Annotated in this window: 18 protein-coding genes; 11 read left to right on the top strand and 7 right to left on the bottom strand. The window is 64.7% G+C overall.

Annotated elements, in window-relative coordinates; genetic code table 11:
- Positions 1-144: 144 nt before the first annotated feature.
- The gene (locus tag V1280_RS09785; protein ID WP_187437394.1) at positions 145-402 is read right to left on the bottom strand and encodes a hypothetical protein; all 258 of its coding nucleotides are present in this window, start codon (positions 400-402) and stop codon (positions 145-147) included.
- Positions 403-631: 229 nt separating this feature from the next.
- On the opposite strand from V1280_RS09785, the gene V1280_RS09780 reads away from it, so the two are divergent.
- A complete protein-coding gene (locus V1280_RS09780) occupies positions 632-1,006 on the top strand; it encodes a hypothetical protein (protein ID WP_334522341.1) in 375 nt (124 codons plus the stop codon).
- Positions 1,007-1,016: 10 nt separating this feature from the next.
- On the opposite strand, the gene V1280_RS09775 is transcribed toward V1280_RS09780, so the two are convergent.
- Together V1280_RS09775 and V1280_RS09770 are read right to left on the bottom strand one after the other, a co-directional pair.
- Complete coding sequence (locus V1280_RS09775; protein WP_334522339.1) at positions 1,017-2,285, bottom strand: polysaccharide deacetylase family protein; 1,269 nt, start codon at positions 2,283-2,285, stop codon at positions 1,017-1,019.
- Positions 2,286-2,464: 179 nt separating this feature from the next.
- Positions 2,465-3,271, bottom strand: coding sequence for a polysaccharide deacetylase family protein (locus V1280_RS09770; protein ID WP_334522337.1), 807 nt, complete (start codon positions 3,269-3,271; stop codon positions 2,465-2,467).
- A gap of 76 nt (positions 3,272-3,347) precedes the next feature.
- Between V1280_RS09770 and mgtE the strand changes: the two genes are divergently transcribed.
- The 4 genes from mgtE to V1280_RS09750 all read left to right on the top strand — a co-directional run bounded on the left by mgtE (position 3,348) and on the right by V1280_RS09750 (position 7,163).
- Entirely contained in the window at positions 3,348-4,769 is a 1,422-nt protein-coding gene (gene mgtE, locus V1280_RS09765) for a magnesium transporter (protein ID WP_334522334.1), read from the top strand.
- Positions 4,770-4,934: 165 nt separating this feature from the next.
- On the top strand, positions 4,935-5,246 hold the full coding sequence (locus V1280_RS09760) for a helix-turn-helix domain-containing protein (protein ID WP_334522331.1): 312 nt from the start codon (positions 4,935-4,937) through the stop codon (positions 5,244-5,246).
- Positions 5,247-5,386: 140 nt separating this feature from the next.
- Positions 5,387-6,205 carry an aldo/keto reductase gene (locus V1280_RS09755; protein WP_334522328.1) on the top strand — a complete coding sequence of 273 codons (819 nt, stop codon included), beginning with the start codon at positions 5,387-5,389 and terminating at the stop codon, positions 6,203-6,205.
- Positions 6,206-6,254: 49 nt separating this feature from the next.
- Positions 6,255-7,163, top strand: coding sequence for a hypothetical protein (locus V1280_RS09750; RefSeq protein ID WP_334522325.1), 909 nt, complete (start codon positions 6,255-6,257; stop codon positions 7,161-7,163).
- 31 nt (positions 7,164-7,194) lie between these two features.
- Here the strand turns inward: V1280_RS09750 and V1280_RS09745 are convergent, their stop codons facing one another.
- The 3 genes from V1280_RS09745 to V1280_RS09735 all read right to left on the bottom strand — a co-directional run bounded on the left by V1280_RS09745 (position 7,195) and on the right by V1280_RS09735 (position 11,353).
- Positions 7,195-8,793: a hypothetical protein gene (locus V1280_RS09745; protein WP_334522322.1), complete on the bottom strand. Its 1,599-nt coding sequence runs from the start codon at positions 8,791-8,793 to the stop codon at positions 7,195-7,197.
- A 79-nt stretch (positions 8,794-8,872) separates the two neighbouring features.
- The gene (locus V1280_RS09740; RefSeq protein ID WP_334522319.1) at positions 8,873-9,724 is read right to left on the bottom strand and encodes an alpha/beta hydrolase family protein; all 852 of its coding nucleotides are present in this window, start codon (positions 9,722-9,724) and stop codon (positions 8,873-8,875) included.
- A gap of 903 nt (positions 9,725-10,627) precedes the next feature.
- Positions 10,628-11,353 carry a DUF599 domain-containing protein gene (locus V1280_RS09735; protein WP_334522316.1) on the bottom strand — a complete coding sequence of 242 codons (726 nt, stop codon included), beginning with the start codon at positions 11,351-11,353 and terminating at the stop codon, positions 10,628-10,630.
- A 125-nt stretch (positions 11,354-11,478) separates the two neighbouring features.
- Here V1280_RS09735 and V1280_RS09730 point away from each other — a divergent pair, with 125 nt between their 5' ends.
- The 5 genes from V1280_RS09730 (at position 11,479) to V1280_RS09710 (ending at position 14,659) form a co-directional block, all read left to right on the top strand.
- The gene (locus tag V1280_RS09730) at positions 11,479-12,141 is read left to right on the top strand and encodes a glutathione S-transferase family protein (protein WP_334522314.1); all 663 of its coding nucleotides are present in this window, start codon (positions 11,479-11,481) and stop codon (positions 12,139-12,141) included.
- A gap of 133 nt (positions 12,142-12,274) precedes the next feature.
- Positions 12,275-12,643: a YidB family protein gene (locus V1280_RS09725; protein WP_442895117.1), complete on the top strand. Its 369-nt coding sequence runs from the start codon at positions 12,275-12,277 to the stop codon at positions 12,641-12,643.
- Positions 12,644-12,829: 186 nt separating this feature from the next.
- Positions 12,830-13,033, top strand: coding sequence for a hypothetical protein (locus V1280_RS09720; protein ID WP_148773938.1), 204 nt, complete (start codon positions 12,830-12,832; stop codon positions 13,031-13,033).
- A gap of 156 nt (positions 13,034-13,189) precedes the next feature.
- On the top strand, positions 13,190-14,176 hold the full coding sequence (locus V1280_RS09715) for a hypothetical protein (protein ID WP_334522311.1): 987 nt from the start codon (positions 13,190-13,192) through the stop codon (positions 14,174-14,176).
- Between the two features lie 42 nt (positions 14,177-14,218).
- Positions 14,219-14,659 (top strand): DUF1489 family protein, encoded by a 441-nt coding sequence (locus tag V1280_RS09710; RefSeq protein WP_334522308.1) that lies wholly within the window; start codon positions 14,219-14,221, stop codon positions 14,657-14,659.
- A 176-nt stretch (positions 14,660-14,835) separates the two neighbouring features.
- Here V1280_RS09710 and panC read toward each other — a convergent pair whose 3' ends face one another.
- Entirely contained in the window at positions 14,836-15,690 is an 855-nt protein-coding gene (panC, locus tag V1280_RS09705; protein ID WP_334522305.1) for a pantoate--beta-alanine ligase, read from the bottom strand.
- A gap of 275 nt (positions 15,691-15,965) precedes the next feature.
- Here panC and V1280_RS09700 point away from each other — a divergent pair, with 275 nt between their 5' ends.
- The gene (locus V1280_RS09700; protein WP_148754852.1) at positions 15,966-16,889 is read left to right on the top strand and encodes a division plane positioning ATPase MipZ; all 924 of its coding nucleotides are present in this window, start codon (positions 15,966-15,968) and stop codon (positions 16,887-16,889) included.
- The last annotated feature ends 333 nt before the right edge of the window (positions 16,890-17,222 follow it).

The raw sequence follows: 17,222 nt of genomic DNA, 5'->3' as shown, positions 1-17,222 counted from the left end.
AGCAGGCCCAGCCCATTGGTCATGGTGTGGTTTCGATTAATGCGCGCACCCTTGCAGCTCAGCCAAATGCTGAGCCTGAAGGGTCACCGTCAACTCATTGAAATGACGTCACATGCGGCCGCCGCAGGACGGCGCGCCGATGCCCTAGCCATATTCCTCGCCGATCCCGTATTCCCGGTAGATCTCGAGCGGATCGAGGTCGGGGAACAGGCGGCATTTGGCCTGGGCGAGATGCAGGCTCACCGCGGCCGGCTCCTTGCCGTTCGACAGCAGCTTGCGGATGTCGTCCATATGCGCGCCCGGCTGGTGCTTGGCCTCGAGCTGCTCCAGCGCGACCAGCGCGGTTGCGAGCGCCTCGGTCAGGACCCAGTCGTCGTGGCCCGTGATTCCCTTCTTCGGCATCGGCAGACCCCAATCCGCAGACCTCACGCATGGCAGCGGCAGCAGTCTACCGTAGCTTCGGTCGAATCTCCATCGAGCCGCGGGCTGCGTGGAACAAGGCGAGGGGACGTCCTCGCTTGCATTATGGCGGCGCGTGGCTAAAAGGCGGCGGCACGCGGGCAATGGTATCTTTGTTGAAACAAAATCGGCGTAGACGGGCCTCGCGCGACCTCTCTCGGCTGGAGCCAGCATGGTCTTTCTAAGCTTCGTCTACCGCTTCCTGACCAACTTCGCGTTCATGGCGCTGGTCTATTTCAGCCTGAACTTCATGGAGAAGTATCAGAACCGCGCGGTCCTCGCGATCCTGGTGCTGGTCTATAGCGGCATGCGCGCGGCCTCGACGCTGCGCGCGTTCTACTTCTTCCAGAAGATCGAGAAGCTGGAAGCCGAGACCAAGCGCCTGCAGGGGCCGATCAATGACGGCTCCGGTGGAACGGCGGGCCGCAAGCAGGTCGTGGCCGACGTGGCCCGGCTGCGCCGTGACGGCGAGCTCAAGTCCTATATGGACCTGTTCTTCCTGGCGCTGATCGTGCTGCTCTGCGTCGCCAACATCATGCGGCAGTAATAACTTTTATTCAGGCGCGCTTCTTCACGCTGGTGGCGACACGGGTCGGGTGGGGCGCCGTGCTCTTGGCTTGAGCTGCGCGCTTCGGCGCTGCGTGCGCAGTATGCGCGGTTCGCCGTGCCTGCAGCTTGGCCACCTTGCCCTTGCCGGCATGTGGTGCTTCGGCTGCCATCGCGAGCCGGGTTGCGGCCCGTCGCGACAAGGTCGTCGACAGCAACACCTCGACCGAGCCCTCGGGGATCGCGAAGAGATCGCGCCCGGGCGCGGGCAGGGTGGCGGCGACATCGGCCTGCGCCATGGTCTTGCGCGGCAACAGCAGCGGCTGGTGCGCGGTCTGCGTGTTGAGATCGGCGAGGCCGGGGGCCGGCAGCGTCTGGGCCTGCGCGAACACGAAGTTCGGCACGGAAGGCCAGCGCGCGATCGGCGTCGTTTCAGTCGGCGGATGCAGCAGCCACTCCACGGCAGTGGTCGGCGTCGCCGGCTGGTCGGCGGTCGCGGGCACCACATGAACGATGCGATAGCCGCGTGCCTTCAGGTCGCGGATGATCTTTGGCAGCGCCGCCACGGTGCGCGCCTGGATGTCGTGCAGCAGCAGGATACCCTTGCCCTTGGCCTCCAGCCGCTGGATCGCGAGCTGGTAGACGCGATCGGACGAGATGTGGCGCCAGTCGTCGGCCGGGAAGTCGGCGCTCCACACCTGGATGCCGTGCGAGATCAGAAGGTTTTCGACGCCCTCGGCGCGCATCAGGCCGGGAATGCGGAAGAACGGCGCGAGCTTGGATGGATCGGTCATCGCAGCCGACGTCCACTCGATGCCGCCGTTGATCTGCGCCTCGGCCTTGTCGAGCGGCATCCGGTCGAATGTCAGCGGATGGTTCATGCTGTGCGTGCCGACAGTGTGGCCCGCCGCGACCAGCTTGCGCACACCTTCCGGGTTCGCCTTGGCCTGTTCGCCGATGATGAAGAAGGTCGCCTTGATGCACTCGTCGGCGAGGATTTGCAGCACCTGATTGGAATTCTTCGGCAGCGGACCGTCGTCGAAGGTCAGCACCACCTCGTGGTCCTTCAGCGGCAGCGTCTCGCGGTACTGCATGGTGCCGATGCGCGGATGCTCATGCGGATCGACGACGAGCGTGCGGGAGGTGCCGAGCGCGCCCGGATGGCCCGGGCATTCGGCGGCGAAGGCCGCCGGCGACGCCGTGGTCAGCAACCCAAAGAACAGGCCGAGGAGCAGGACGGTCCACGATCGCGTCCGAAAAACAACGCTACTGCCGATCATGAACCCGGTCTGCCCTCATCTGCGTTTGCCGCCATCATAGGTCGGACACATCAGGAAACGGTTCAGGCGCGAAGACCGTTTCCGCTCAGCGGCCCCCTCAATCTTTGCACGGCGTAACATGAACAGAGTGTTAATAGGGCTCAAATCACCCCATTTTGGTCAGGCGTGACATTCCGGCATCAATGCGCGTCGGCGTTCTTCTGTGATGTGCCCGCCGGCACGATGTGGACCACGTGATAGCCGTTCTCCCGCAAATACCGCAGGAAGTCCGGCATCATTGCCGCCGTGCGCGCCTGGGCATCGTGGAACAGGATGATGCCCTTGCGGGCGGCGGCCACGCGATCGGTAATCAGCTTGAGTTCCTGCTCCGGTGTCATGTCGTTCCAGTCGCTGGCCCAGAAATCGGCCCCGAACACCACGATGCCACGCTGCTCGAGCAGGTCGAGCTGCGCCGGCGTGGACTCGAAATAGGGGAAGCGGAAGAACGGCGTCGACGGTGTCGTCGTCGAGACCCCGTGCAGCGCCATCTCGTCGGAAGCGATGCCGCGGTCGATCTCGTACTTCGCCGCATCGGCCGGGATCCGCGCCATGTACGGATGCGACCAGGTGTGATGGCCGATGGTGTGACCTTCGCGGGCGATGCGCTTGACGAGGTCAGGATATTCCGTGGCGTTCCGGCCGACCAGGAAGAAGGTCGCGCGCACGCATTCCTGCGCCAGCGCCGCCAGCACCTTGGACGTTGTCTGCGGACGCGGGCCGTCGTCGAAGGTCAGTACCACCTCATGATCGGCGAGCGGCAGCGTCTCCGGAAAGCTCTTCAGGCCGACGCGCGGCGTGGTCTTGGCATCGACGCTCAGGATCCGCGACGTGCCGAGCGCATCGCTCCGCGGGCAGTCCGCGGCCTCGACCGAGCCGATCGCGGCGAGGGCAGCGAGAGCCGGGCCCACAATGATCGAGGTCCATTTCGGTCGATGCATCTTTGCCATTGCGCTCGCGATTGCCTTGTGGGTATTGCCTGACCGTCAGCCCAAACCATCAACCTGTCAAACGGCGAGGCGTACCATGGATGAACATATGGATGACGCCGCTTCCACCGAGTCCTTGGTACTCGACCACGTCCCGATGCGCAACGAAGACGGCGAAATTCGGCACGAATTCGTCGAGGAAATTGCCCATGCGATCGAGGCCGCCGACAGTGCTGCGCTGCGGGCCTGCGTCGCCGATCTGCACGAGGCCGATCTCGGCGATCTCATTGCGGCGCTCGCACCCGACGACCGTGTCCGCCTGGTCGAGCTGACCGGCACCGATTTCGACTTCTCCGCACTGAACGAGGTCGATGAGACCGTGCGCGACGAAATCCTCGACGAGCTGCCGCCTGAGACGGTGGCCGAGGGTGTCCGAGAGCTCGAATCTGACGACGCGGTCGAGCTGCTCGAAACCCTCGACGAGGATGAGCAGGAGGAGATACTGGAGAAGCTGCCGCTGCAGGAGCGCGTCGCGCTCGAGCGCAGCCTGCTGTATCCGGAAAACTCCGCCGGCCGGCGCATGCAGACCGAGTTCATCGCCGTACCGCAGGATTTCACGGTCGGGCAGGCGATCGACTACATGCGCGATACGCCCGATTTGCCCGAGCGCTTCTACGAGATCTACGTCGTCGACAAGGAGCAGCACTGGCAGGGCGCGGTCTCGCTCGACGTCCTGCTGCGCGCACGCCGCCCGGTGGCGCTTGCCGAGCTGACCGACGAGGACCGCCGCCGCGTCTCCGTCCTGGAGGACCAGGAGGAGGTGGCGCGCATGTTCGGCAAATATAACCTCGTCGCAGCGCCGGTGCTCGACACCCAGGACCGCCTCGTCGGTGTCATCACCGTCGACGACGTCGTCGACGTCATCGAGGAAGAGGCGGACGAGGACCTCAAGGCGCTCGGCGGTGTCAACAGCGACGAAGAGCTGTCGGACACGTTTCTCACCATCGCGCGCGCCCGCTTCAACTGGCTGCTGATCAATCTCGCTACCGCCTTCCTCGCGTCCTCCGTGCTCGGCCTGTTCGAGGGCCAGCTCGAACAGATGGTGGCGCTCGCCGTACTGGCGCCGATCGTTGCGAGCCAGGGCGGCAATGCCGCGACCCAGACCATGACGGTCGCGGTGAGGGCGCTCGCGACCCGCGAACTCGGCTCATCCAACGCCTGGCGCGTGGTCATCCGCGAGGCGTTGGTCGGTCTCATCAACGGTCTCGCCTTTGCCGTGATCACCGGCATTGCGGCCGTGGTCTGGTTCAAGATCCCCGGCCTCGGCGTTGTCATCGGGCTTGCGATCATCGTGAACCTGGTCGCCGGCGCGCTCGGCGGCATCCTGATCCCGATGGCGCTCGAGCGCGTCAGGGCCGATCCTGCGGTGGCGTCGGGTACGTTCGTGACGACGGTGACGGATGTCGTCGGATTCTTCTCCTTCCTCGGCATCGCCACGTTGTGGTTCGGGTTGAAGTAGTCTCGCGGTGACATTCGTAGCCCGGATGGAGCGCAGCGTAATCCGGGACCACTGCGTCGACGTGAGAGGCACCCCGGATTACGCTTACGCTCCATCCGGGCTACGGACCGCTATCTTTAATCCCACCTTAAGCGTGCTGCCGCATGATCTCTCGCGCTTGGGGGAATGAGCATGCGGTTGCGGCTGAAGGCGGACGGACGGGTCGTTGAATTGCGGGACGGGCAAGAGTTTCCCGTCCAGCCGGTCGCGTCTGCAGTCGAGACTCCGCCGGCGGAGGCCGGTTCGCTTGCGGTGCGCGATTTGCGCCGGCGCGCCTGTCTCACCCAGATGGAGTTCGCCGCCAAGCTCGGCGTGCCCGTCGAGACCATCCGCAACTGGGAGCAGGGCAAGCGCGCCCCGCGCGGACCCGCTCGCGCACTGCTCGCCGTGATCGCGCATGCGCCCGACACGGTGTTCCAGGCGCTCGCCAAAGCCTGAACGGCGACGCGAACCTCCCGTTAGCGTTGCACGGAAAGATCCGGCCCCGAGATCGGCGTCCTCCGTTGCACTCTGGCAGACCGGGTCCATAATGATGCTAGTGATGACATTTGGGGCTGCCGCAACAGAGAGGATTCCCCATGCTGTTCGTCGAGGCCAATGGCGCGAAAATTCCGGCGATCGGGCTCGGGACCTGGGAGCTGAGCGGCCGGACTTGTGCGCGCGTCGTCGAGCAGGCGCTGCGGCTCGGCTACCGCCACATCGACACCGCCCAGGTCTATGACAATGAGCGCGAGGTCGGCGACGGGTTGCGCGCCTCCGGCGTCCGCCGCGACGACATCTTCGTCACCACAAAAGTCTGGACCAACCATTTCGCACCCCACGATCTCGAACGGTCGGTCAAGGAGAGCCTGGTGCGCTTAAGGCTTCCCGCCGTCGACCTGGTGCTTCTGCACTGGCCCAATTCGCATGTGCCGCTGGAGGAGACGCTGGGCGCGCTGGCCCACGCCAAGCGGATGGGTCTGACACGCCACATCGGCGTCTCCAATTTCACGGTGGCGCTGATCGAGCAGGCGGTCGCGCTGTCACCTGAGCCGCTCGTCTGCAACCAGGTCGAATATCACCCTTATCTGGATCAGGCGAAGGTTAGAGCGGCCTGCGACCAGCATGGGATGGCGCTCGTCGCCTACAGCCCGATCGCCAGGGGCCGCATCAAGGCTGACGAGACGCTCGCCCGGATCGGCCGCGCCCATCACAAGACACCGGCACAGATCTGCCTGCGCTGGCTGGTGCAACAGAATGTGTCCGCGATTCCCAGAACGTCGCGTGTCGAGCGTCTGTCGGAAAATATCGAGGTCTTCGATTTCGAGCTTTCGGATGACGAGATGGCGGAGGTCGCCGCACTCGCCAGCCCCAAGGGCCGCCTGACCGATTTCGGCTTCGCGCCGAAATGGGATTGAGGGGAGCCTGCTGTATGCTAGGAGCAGGTCGGCAACCCAAGATCGGGCGATGGAACGGCGGAAGATCATACGGACGGACATTGCGGCGTCAGCCATCGCGCATCTGACGCTGGTCGCGCTGATCATCGTGATCAGCGAGGTGCATCCGTTTCATTCCACGCCGCCCGAGACTGTCGCGGTCGATATCGTCACGCCGGAGCAGGTGAAGCAGGAGGAGGCCAAGGCGGAGGAAAAAGCCGAAGAGAAGGCGAAGGAGAAGCCGCCGGAGCCGCTCCCCGACTTGAAGCTGCCGAAGCTGGACTTCACCGACAAGGACAAGCCGGACGCCGCGCCCAAGCCCGCGGCCAGAGAGAAGGCAGCAGAGAAGGCGGCGCCGCAACAGAAACAGGCCTCGCACGAACCGCAACAGAAGCAGCCGCAGCCTCAGCCATCGCAGGTGCCGCCGCAACAGCCGCCGCCCCAGCCTCAGGCGCAGCAGCCTCCGCCCGCCATGCCGCAGCCGCAGGCCGCGCCGCCAGCCTATCGGGCGCCGGAGCCTGACGTCACCGTCAAATACGGCGTGATGCTGGGCCTGCCGCCCGAATTGCCACCCGTGCCGAAAGACGCGCCCAAGGATGACGGCGGCGATGCCAAGGATTCGATCGGCGCCAAATTGCCGCCCGAGGTCATTGCCGAGCTTCGCCGGCACCTGAGGAACTGTTCGAAGCTCCCGGCCGAGGTCGCGCCGACCGATGCCGTGCGCATCAGGCTGCGTGCGGTGCTCGCCACCGACGGCACGCTGGCGCGCCCGCCGATCCTGATCGAAGCCCCGCCGTCGACGAAGGGCGTGGCCATCGTGCAATCAGCGATGAGCGCGCTGCAGGCGTGCCAGCCCTACAAGATGTTGCCCGTCGACAAGTACGAGGAATGGAAAGTGATGGACCTGTCGTTCACGCCGCAGGATTTTGGCGGGTCGTGACGCCTGTGCCGCGTCGCGCTTCGATGACCGGCTACTTCTGCAATTGCAGCTCAAACCCGCGAACCGGTGCGAGACACGCCGCACAATACTCCACCCGCACCTCGGCATTGCCCGTGCAGGGCTGACCCGCCGCCATCAGGAAGCGCATCGGCTGCGAGATGAAGAAGCTGGATGACTCCACCCGGCAAGCGGCTCGTGACTTCAGCTCATTCGCGAGCGCATCGAGCCTCATGAAATGGCGAGAGGTGTCGGTATAGCCGGCATAGTCGAACAGCTCGAATGGCGGCCTGTCCTCGTCGCGAAAGGCTTCGCGGACCATCGTGACTTGCGCATGGACGAATCCGGCGAGCAGCAGCGCGATGGCCGGCATTTTCCAATTCGCGCGAAAGCCGTCAATGGCGAGGGCGATTGAAACGAAAAAGAGGAACTGCGGGATGATGTAGTAGCGATCGGCAACGCTGGCGATCGAAAGCCGCAGCGCCGGGAAATAGGCGATCATCCACAGACAGAACAGCGGCAGCAGGAGCTGCTCCGGCTCGCTCGGTTTGGAGCGGAGGGAGCGGAGTGCAGCCGCCGCGAACAATGCGAGCAGCAGCACCATGCGGATGTGCAGCGCGATCATTTCGATCGGGCCGGGCAAATGAGAGACGACGCGCTCGAGCAAGATCACGCCCGAGACCGTGCCGAAAAAGCTGGCATCGCCGATCGGCGACGCTGCCAGCGAGAGCACCACGAAGCCGACAATCACAATGCTCGCGACCCTCGCGACACGCCGATCGGTCAAGGCTCTGATCGTGTGCGGAAGCAGGTGGCCTTCGAAGCGAACATAGGCATGAGTTGAGAGCGCGATCAGGCCGAGGCCGGCCAGCAGCGCCGGCAAGGCCCGGGTCACGAACGCGCCGTCGCCGACGAAATGCCGTCCGCACAGGACGATCTGAACCAGAAGGTTCAATTGCCCGATCAGCAGCAGCCTTGCGCTGCTTTCGCCCGGCCATTTCAGTGCGACGAGGAGCGTCGCCGCAGCGAAGGACAGCGCCGCGGCAATGAAGATGGCGTGACTCCAGCACCCCAATGAGAAGGCGAGCAGGAGAAGGAAAAGCCAGCGATGAGGGCTTCGGCCTCGTTCCAGCAGGTGCGGGAGAGTGAGCAGCACGAGCGCGAGCAGGAGGTTCTGGAGCGCGTTCACCTCCCAGGCGACCCGGCTGTAGAACAGGAACAGCAGCGAGGATCCCATCGCGAGCGCGAAATAGAGCGCGGCCGCGCCTCGTTTCCAGAGGGCGAGCGCGGTCAAGCCGAGGGCCAGGCCATTCAAGATCGCGCCGGCCAGTCGCAGGCTGCCGATGCTCGCCGGGATGATCGAAAAGACCAGGCTCACGATCTCGGGGAAGAGTGATCCGGTATAGCCGTTCATGCCGCGAAGCGTGAACATTCCGCGGGTCTGCTGCTCCAGCGCGCGCAATCCGACCCAGGCTTCGTCACCATGCAAGCCGGGAAATGAATTCAGCCGCACCAGGAGGCCGGCTGCAATCACGGCGGTGATCGATGCCAGCAGCCCTGCGTAGGCGATATTGCCCGATCGTTTCGGCTCGATTGCAGTGTGTGCCGGTGCCGGCCGAAGATCAGGATGCATTTACGCCCGGCTGCCGCAGAATTCGCGGCGGCAGAAATATGTGGGAAAATTTCCCGCGTCAATAGCGAGTGTGTCCGAGCTACGCGCCGTGACTGGCAATCCAGGTGAAGGCCGCCAGGATTCCCGGCAGTTGCAGGTCATGACGAAGCTTGCCGGACGCCGGCAGGAGGCGGTGTTCGACCGCGACGCCGGCCCGGCGCAGCGCATCGACATAGGCGGTCTGGACCGACGCCGACACGCGCTGGTCCTGCGGGTCGGTCAACACGATGATCTTTTGCGGGGGATGACGCGCGACCTCAGTGACATGGTCGATCGGATCGAGAAAGTCGCTGTGGCCGGTGATGTCGGCGGTCCAGCCGTTCTCGCGGTTGCGCTGCGCCACCGCCGTATTCCCCGAGGTGATCACCGCGCAACCGACATCATCGCGGCGCGCGATCAGCGCGGCCACGAGATGGCCACCGCCGGATTGGCCGACGAGATTGAGACGGCGCCAGCCGAAATGCGCCTTGAGCCGCGTCAGCGCCGCATCGACCAGCGCAACTTCGCGTGGCCGGCGCCGGTCGAGATGGTGCCCCGTCGAACCCAGGATCCCGGGACGGGCCAGGTGGACATAGGGGCGATGGAAACTGGCGCTGAACTGTTCAGCCAGCGCCTGCACGTCGTAGGCTGTCGCCGCGACGTACCACTCGTTGGCAACGACCCCGTCATCGCGTTTCTCCACGGCATCGCCGCGCAGGAAGATGACGGGATCGGCCGGCGCACCTTCGGGCGCCGCGCCATAGAAAGCGAGAACGTCGGGCTTGCCGTCGACCTCGACCAGAACGCGCCCCGCCCCGTCGCCATCGGACGCAGCACATTCTACGCCCCGAACCACATCGGCCCCGGAGAAGGGCGTCGTTGGCAGGTCAGCAATGTCTGGAAAACTGATCATGGTTGAGTTGTCGAGGAAACGCGCACTCAGTGTCAAGCGGTGCACGCGTGATCTCGGTCACGCAGTCTCTGCAATTTGCCCGACGGGCAAAACACCGCCGAGGCTGTCAAGCTGCGCTCTCAAAAATATTCCACTTTACCGAAATTCGGAAATAGCGTATGTGTCGCGCATCCCGGCTCATCCTTGAGGGGCGATCTCGTGTCGTCTTGTTCGCGAGCCGGGGATGCGGTGGACGCGGGCAGCGTTGGGCGCGAGAGGTGCGGGCAGGGCGGGTAGTCCCTGTGAGCCCGAAACCGCGTGTCGACGAGCGGCGCTGTCTAGGTTCGTCTCGCCTGCATTCTCTTGGCAATGTCGACAACGCCGGGAGATAATGCGGCGAACTCGCGAACCGTGCGTACGGCAAAACCGTGTGGTCCTGGCCGTCGTTGCTACGGTCAAGCTTTCGCGGAGGTGTGGAGCGTCCAACCGGATCAACCGCATCGTCAATTCGCGAAGTGAGGGAGGCCAGAACGAACTCGGCTCCCGGGAGAGCACGGCATAAACCGTCAACCCACTGCGCAGGGAAGGCCGAGTGATTGGCACCACCTGTATGCTGCTGTGCGGTTTTCCTGCGCACCACTTTCGCGCAGCGGACCGCGGGTGCGAGGTCAGCACCCGGCCTTTCCCGCGCCCTCTCGGACAAGAGGGTGAGAGATAGAGCAAAGCTCGGGCGAAATCAGCCGCGAGGACGCGAAAGCATGTCTGCGATTCAAAATGCAAACCAAACGAGCGAAGCTGCTGCCTCATACTCCGTCATTGCGAGCGCAGCGAAGCAATCCAGAATCCCTCCGCGGAAAGACTCTGGATTGCTTCGCTGCGCTCGCAATGACGGCGAGGAGAGAGCTGTGCAGCAATCCAACTCCCTCATCGCTGGGGACCACGCTTCTGCATCTCAGGAACCCCCACCACCACATCCGGCGCCATCGCCGCCCATGCGCTGGACGCGAACTGCCGTCGCCATGTCACGATCACCACCGCGGCCGTGGTCACGAACAGCACCCAAGGACTGACGAACCAGCCGAGATAGCCCAGCGCGAAGAAGAAGGCGCGCTGGCCGCGGTTGAAGTGGCGGCCGGCGGATTCGAACACGCGCGTGGTGCGGATGACATGGGCCTCGGCCTCCGGCGTGTCGCGCTGCGCAGCCGGCGGCATGCCGCCGTAGAGGATCGCGACATAGTTGAACAGGCGATAGGCCCAGGCGAACTTGAAGAAGGCGTAGACGCAGATCAGCACCAGGCCGACGCATTTCAGCTCCCACATCGCCGGCGAGACGCTGAGGTCGATCGGCAGCTTGCCCAGAATGGTGATGGCGTCGTTGGTGGCGTGCAGCAGCGCCAGCGCGCCGCCAAGCGCGAACAGGCTGGTGGAGGCGAAGAAGGCGGTGCCGTTCTGGAGCGAGGCCATGATCTGCATGTCGACCATGCGCGCCTCGCGGTCGAGCAGGCGGCGGACCCAGACCTCGCGGTAGCGGTTCATCCGCGCCGACAGGCTGTCGCGGCCATAGGCGGAATGCTCGAGCGTTGCGGCATAGACCAGCCATTCGATGATAAAGAAGCCGACAGCGGTGATGTCGACCCAATGCCTGCTCATGTCTCTCTCCTCGCGAGGATCGCAACGATTGCCACGCATGGTGGGTTGCGGCAACGATTGATTGGCGGCAGGCGATGGCGTTAAAAGCAGCCGCATCCTAGAGGACCTACGGAAGGACCGGAGACATGGCAGCGCTCAAGCTCGCGATCGGCAACAAGAACTACTCGTCATGGTCGATGCGGCCCTGGCTTGCGCTGCGCGCCAACGACATCCCGTTCGTGGAGACCGTGATCCCGCTCTACACCGACAATCCCGCGGACAAGGAGCAGATCCTGTCCTTCAGCCGCGCCGGCAAGGTGCCGGTGCTGGTCGACGGCGACATCACGGTGTGGGATTCGCTCGCCATCATCGAGTACATCGCCGAGCGTTATCCGGAAGTGAAGCTGTGGCCCGATGACGTCGCGGCCCGCGCCTTTGCCCGTTCGGTGTGCGCCGAGATGCATTCCGGCTTCATGGCCTTGCGCAATGAATGCGGCATGAACCTGCACCGTCCCGTACGTCCCGTGACGCTGTCGGCGGACGCCAAGGCCAACGTCGCGCGCGTGCAGGAGATCTGGCGCACGTGCCGGACCCGCTACGGTGCCGGCGGGCCCTTCCTGTTCGGCCGCTTCGGCGCGGCGGATGCGATGTATGCGCCGGTCGTGCATCGTTTCCGCACCTACGCCATCGAGGTCACGCCGGAGACCAAGGCCTACATGGACACGATGATGGCGATGCCGGCGTTTCAGGAATGGACCCGCGATGGCCTCGCCGAAACGCTTGTCATCGAAAAGTTCGAGACTGTGTAATCGCAAGCATGATCCGGAGAAGTGGACGCCGGTTCTCCGAAAAGATCATGCTCACTTGAAATGTGATTTGGGGGCCGCTTGACGGCATGCCGAAGGGCGGCGCTCAATCCTGCGAAACAATGGAGGGACGGCTATGGGAATTCTGGACTCGCTGGAAAACAATCCCGCGCTACGCAGCGCGCTTGGCCAGCTCGGCGCCGCCGTCCTGCCGGCTGTGATGAACGAGGTGCTCGGCAGCAACAATCAGGGTGGCCTCAGCGCGATCGTCGCAAAGCTCCAGCATGCGGGCTTGGGCGACCAGGTCAAGTCCTGGCTCGGCAACGGCCAGAACCTGCCGATCTCGGCTGATCAGCTCCGCGCTGTGCTCGGCAACGACACCGTCCGCCAGCTCGCTGCCCGCTACAACATCCCAGTCGACCAGCTCGGCGAGATCCTGGCCCAGGAGCTGCCCAAGGCCGTGGATCAGGCCAGCCCGCAGGGCCATCTGCCTCATGGCGCCTGAGGCCTGGTTCCAGCGGTAGTCCAGGCCGGCTCTGTTCCCGTTATCGTCCTGAAAAGACTTCAAAATTGGTACGTTTGCCATGCTCGGATGAGGCTGGTCAAAAACGCCGCATGCGTGCTATACAACGGGTGGGTTTCCAGCCGGCCTCGCAGTGGGACCACGGGCGAGGCAGGCGTTGTTTGAGTGATGGAGAGGGTGTTGAAGCACAAATTCCCGATTGGAACGCGCGTATTGTTCACTGCCAGCAACGTCGCGCGCCCGGCTGCGAGTGGCTCATACGAGGTCATTCGCCTGCTGCCGACGGAAGGCGACGATTGCCAGTACCGGATCAAGAGCTCGACCGAAGCCTTCGAACGGGTTGCCAAGGAAAGCCAGCTCGCGCTCTCGTAATGCGCTGACGGCACCACGCATTGACAATGCGGACGAATTTGCTCCGCTCGCCGTTAAATGGCCCGCTTCGCCTCGACAAGGTGGGCCGGGGGCAGTTGCCGACTCGCGGTGCTCGCTTGACCATTCGCTCTCGGCTCGCGTGAGGGGACATCGCGCATGAACTGGGCATGGGCCTCGTCGTTCGACGACATCTGGCGCTCACCGGCCTTCCCGATGTGGATGACGCTGGCGGCTGCCGGCTTCTTCGGACTGATTCTCCTGATCACGCTCGTGCGCGCCGAAAAATCGGTCGCCAACGGCGCGCTGACCGTCATCACGCTGCTTGCGATCGGCATTGCGGTGGCCGCCACCATGCGCATCTATGGACCGACGGGGCAGTCCGCGCCGGGCGAAGCCCGTGCGCAGGCCGTGGCGACGGCGAACCTGCCGGCGCTGTCCTGCCTCGACGGTCTCGCCGGCGATGCCGTGCTGGCGGGCTGCGAGAAGGCGCTGTTCGGCTCGCCAGATGCTGCCGCTGCCGCCGTCTCCTACACCGCGGCGAGGATCGACCGGCTCACCGCGCTCGGTGACGCCGCATCTGCGAGCCTGACACCGGACATGAAGGTGCTGCGCAAGTCGCTGGAGCGCGATCGCTATGGCCTCGTCGCGCAAGTGCTGGTCGTGCGCGACGGCTGCACCCAGTTCGATTGTGCCGCCTTCCGCTCGCTGACCGATCAGCAGCAGGTCGCCGCCAACATGGACGCCCATCTTTACGACATGCTGGTCGCGCGCTACGCGCCGACCTGGAGCGCGCCCGCAGCGTCGCCTGCGGGGGCTCCGCCGGGCCCGATCGCCGGGCTGCCGCCGTCGATGCCGACGGGCAAACCGACCAATGCGGAGTTCCCGAGCGCCTCGTCGACGCCGCCGGTGAGCATCATGACTCCTGAGCCGCCGACGGCGGCCACGCGGCAGGCACCGGCCGCCAATGCGGCTGCAGCGCCGGCGCCGCGCGCCCCGGCTGCGACCTCGGCACAGGCCGCAGCACCAGCGGCCCCGCCTGCGAAGAAGCCGCCGGCGCCGAAGGCTGCGCGCGCGCCCGCCGCAGCACCGGTTCCGCTCGCGCCGCCCCCGGGCTCGGCTCCGGCGGCTGCGGATAACAACTAGTTCGGCTTTGAAAACCTGTGGCTGGCCCGCTAATGCTGGGCTATGCCACTTCATCTGATCAAGCTTGCCGTCGGCTGCGACTCCGTCAAGGAATTGAAGGGGTGGATCGCCGAGCGGATGCAGACGGCCAAGAAAAAAGGCCTGCCGCAACACCATATCCACATCACCCGCATGGTGCCCAAGCGCGACGCCGAGATTCTCGCGGGCGGATCGCTCTATTGGGTCATCAAGGGCGAGGTCGCCGCGCGCGAAAAAATCATCGGCATCGAGCCGTTCCGCGACAAGGACGGTATCGGGCGTTGCCGGATCGTGATGCAGCCGAAAGTGATCTCGGTGTCGCCGCGGCCGATGCGCCCGTTCCAGGGCTGGCGCTACCTCGCCGATGATTCCGTGCCGCCCGATCTCGGCAAGTCCGCCGCAGGCACCATCGCGGCGATGCCGGAGCCGATGCGGCGCGAACTGCGCGATCTCGGGCTGCTCTGAGGGATGTCGCTCAGGGCGGCGTGACGATGTGCAGCCGCACCGCTTCGGCGGGCGGCAGGACGGACCCGCGGCTGCCTTGGTCGATGGTGCGGATCAATGACATGGACCGGTCGCTTGGCTTGTTCCCTCACCACGATCATCCATACGGTCGAGGTGAGGTTCAAGATCAACCGCGGCTATCGCACCGCGATATTGTCGATCAGCCGGGTGGCGCCGAGCTTGGCCGCGACCAGAATCCGTAGCGGCCCGTCCTTGCGCGAGGTGACAGGCGCCAGCGTCTCGGCATGACGGAGCTCGAAATAGTCGAGCGCAAAGCCGGCCGCCTCGATCATCTCGGCGCCGCGCGCCATCGCGCTCGCGATGGCTTCGCCGGTATGAATCCGCGCGGAACTGTCCTTCATGGCACGGTAGAGGGTGGTGGCGGTCTGCCGCTCCTCGGGCGAGAGGTAGACGTTGCGCGATGACATCGCGAGCCCGTCGGGCTCGCGCACCGTGCGGGAGCCGATCACCTTCACGCCAAGGTCGAGGTCGCGCGCCATCTGTGTCACCACGCGCAATTGCTGGAAGTCCTTTTCGCCGAAGATCGCGACATCCGGCCGGCACTGCGTGAACAGCTTGCCGACGACGGTGGCGACGCCGCCGAAGAAGTGTGGGCGGAAGCGGTCCTCGAGGCCGGCCAGCGCCGGTCCCTCGGGAACGACGCGCGTCGCAAAGCCCTCCGGATACATCGCCTCGACGCCGGGGTGCCAGACGATGTCGACATCTTCGGCCGCGAGCTTGGCGATGTCGGCCTTCCAAGTCCGCGGATAAGCGCCGAAATCCTCGGTCGGCGCGAACTGGGTCGGGTTGACGAAGATCGACACAACGACGCGGCTCGCGCGTCGCTTCGCCAAGCGCACCAGCGACACATGCCCGTCATGGAGTGCCCCCATGGTCGGAACCAGCGCGACCGTGGCCTTTCGCTTGCGAAGATTGTCGACGGCGCGTCGCAGGGCGGGCACCGTGCGGGTGATCAAGGGGCTTCGTGACATCGGGACTCAGGGATCGTTGGGGATGGGCGCGGCCTGCCGCGCGCTTGCGGCTAACCTTAACAAGCGGCGGTCGTGGACGCCATGCATCGACATGCGGCACAGCGTTCCCCGCAGCGACGATGTCGCGCCCTTGTGGGCTGGATCACAGACGCGACACCGCGACACGATTCATGATGAAGACCAGCGCACTGTGATTTCGTCATCCTGTCACGCATTTCACTTGACCGCAGACGCGGCCAACTCGAAGATATTGTTTAGGGGTGTTGAGGATCGCCATGCTTGTGCAGGCTAGCCAAAGCCAATCCGGCTCGGCGCATGTCGTCGTGCTCGGCAATGAAAAAGGCGGCTCCGGCAAATCGACCACCGCCCTGCACATCGCAGTTGCGCTCCTGAAGGCCGGCCAGCGCGTCGCCACCATCGACCTCGACTGCCGCCAGCAAAGCTTCACCCGCTACATCAACAACCGCTCTGCCTGGGCGCGCCGCACCAAGCTCGACCTCGAGCTGCCGATGCATCGCTGCATCAAGCTCGGCGAGACCATGCAGGTCGCCGAGAACGAGAACTCCGAGTTCCTTCAATTCATGGAGGCGGTCTCGGCGGTCGAGAGCAGCTTCGACTTCATCGTCATCGATACGCCAGGCACCGACAGCTATCTGATGCGGCTTGCCCATTCGATGGCCGACACGCTGGTCACGCCGATCAACGACAGCTTCCTCGATTTCGACGTGCTTGGCACTGTCGACCCCGCCAATTACGCGGTGACGGGGGAAAGCCACTACGCCGAGATGGTGCGCGACGTCAGGCGCAAGCGCCGCCAGCTCGATGGCTCGACCACCGACTGGATCGTGGTGCGCAACCGCCTGTCGATGCTCGGCTCCCGTAACAAGCAACTCGTCGCCGAGGGGCTGAAGGACCTGTCGCTGCGGCTCGGCTTTCGCTACGTCGACGGCTTCGCCGAGCGCGTCGTGTATCGCGAGTTTTTTCCGCGCGGCCTGACGGCGCTCGACGAGATCGACGAAGCCACGCTCGGGATGCGGCCGAATCTCGGCCATCTCACCGCGCGGGAAGAGGTGACGAGCCTGCTCCGCCAGCTCAAGCTGCCGCTCGACGAGCGCGGCCGCCGCCGTGCGGCAAATCGCGCCGAGTGGTTCAGCCAGGTCGACAAGCCACTCGAGGTCCACGACATCCTTGGCGCTTAGGCGGCGGTATATCGTTACTTCCTATCCGTCCCATAATGGCCGGTTCCCATCGGAACTGCGCGCGTGCGAAGTCGTTTTCATCCTGTGTTTACTGCGAAATTGAACCCCATCGTGACAAGTTGCGTCGGATGGTGACCTGCACCCTGACGTAGCGGTATGAGGACGGGTGCCCAACAAACGTGTGCGTCGCACAATGAAGGGGCTGCCAGATCACAATATTTGGCCTTCCTGTCACGCGGCTGTGACGTATATTAGGGAATAGGCGCGAGGGAGCCAAAGAGCTCCCCGAACAAACACGGTTTCGACAGGGACTTCAGGTGCGACAGGCCTGAG

Origin of the sequence: Bradyrhizobium sp. AZCC 2230, from assembly GCF_036924495.1 — a bacterium.
GTDB lineage: Bacteria > Pseudomonadota > Alphaproteobacteria > Rhizobiales > Xanthobacteraceae > Bradyrhizobium > Bradyrhizobium rifense.
Note: the sequence above shows the minus strand (reverse complement) of the source record. Positions and strands in the feature narration are given on the sequence as shown.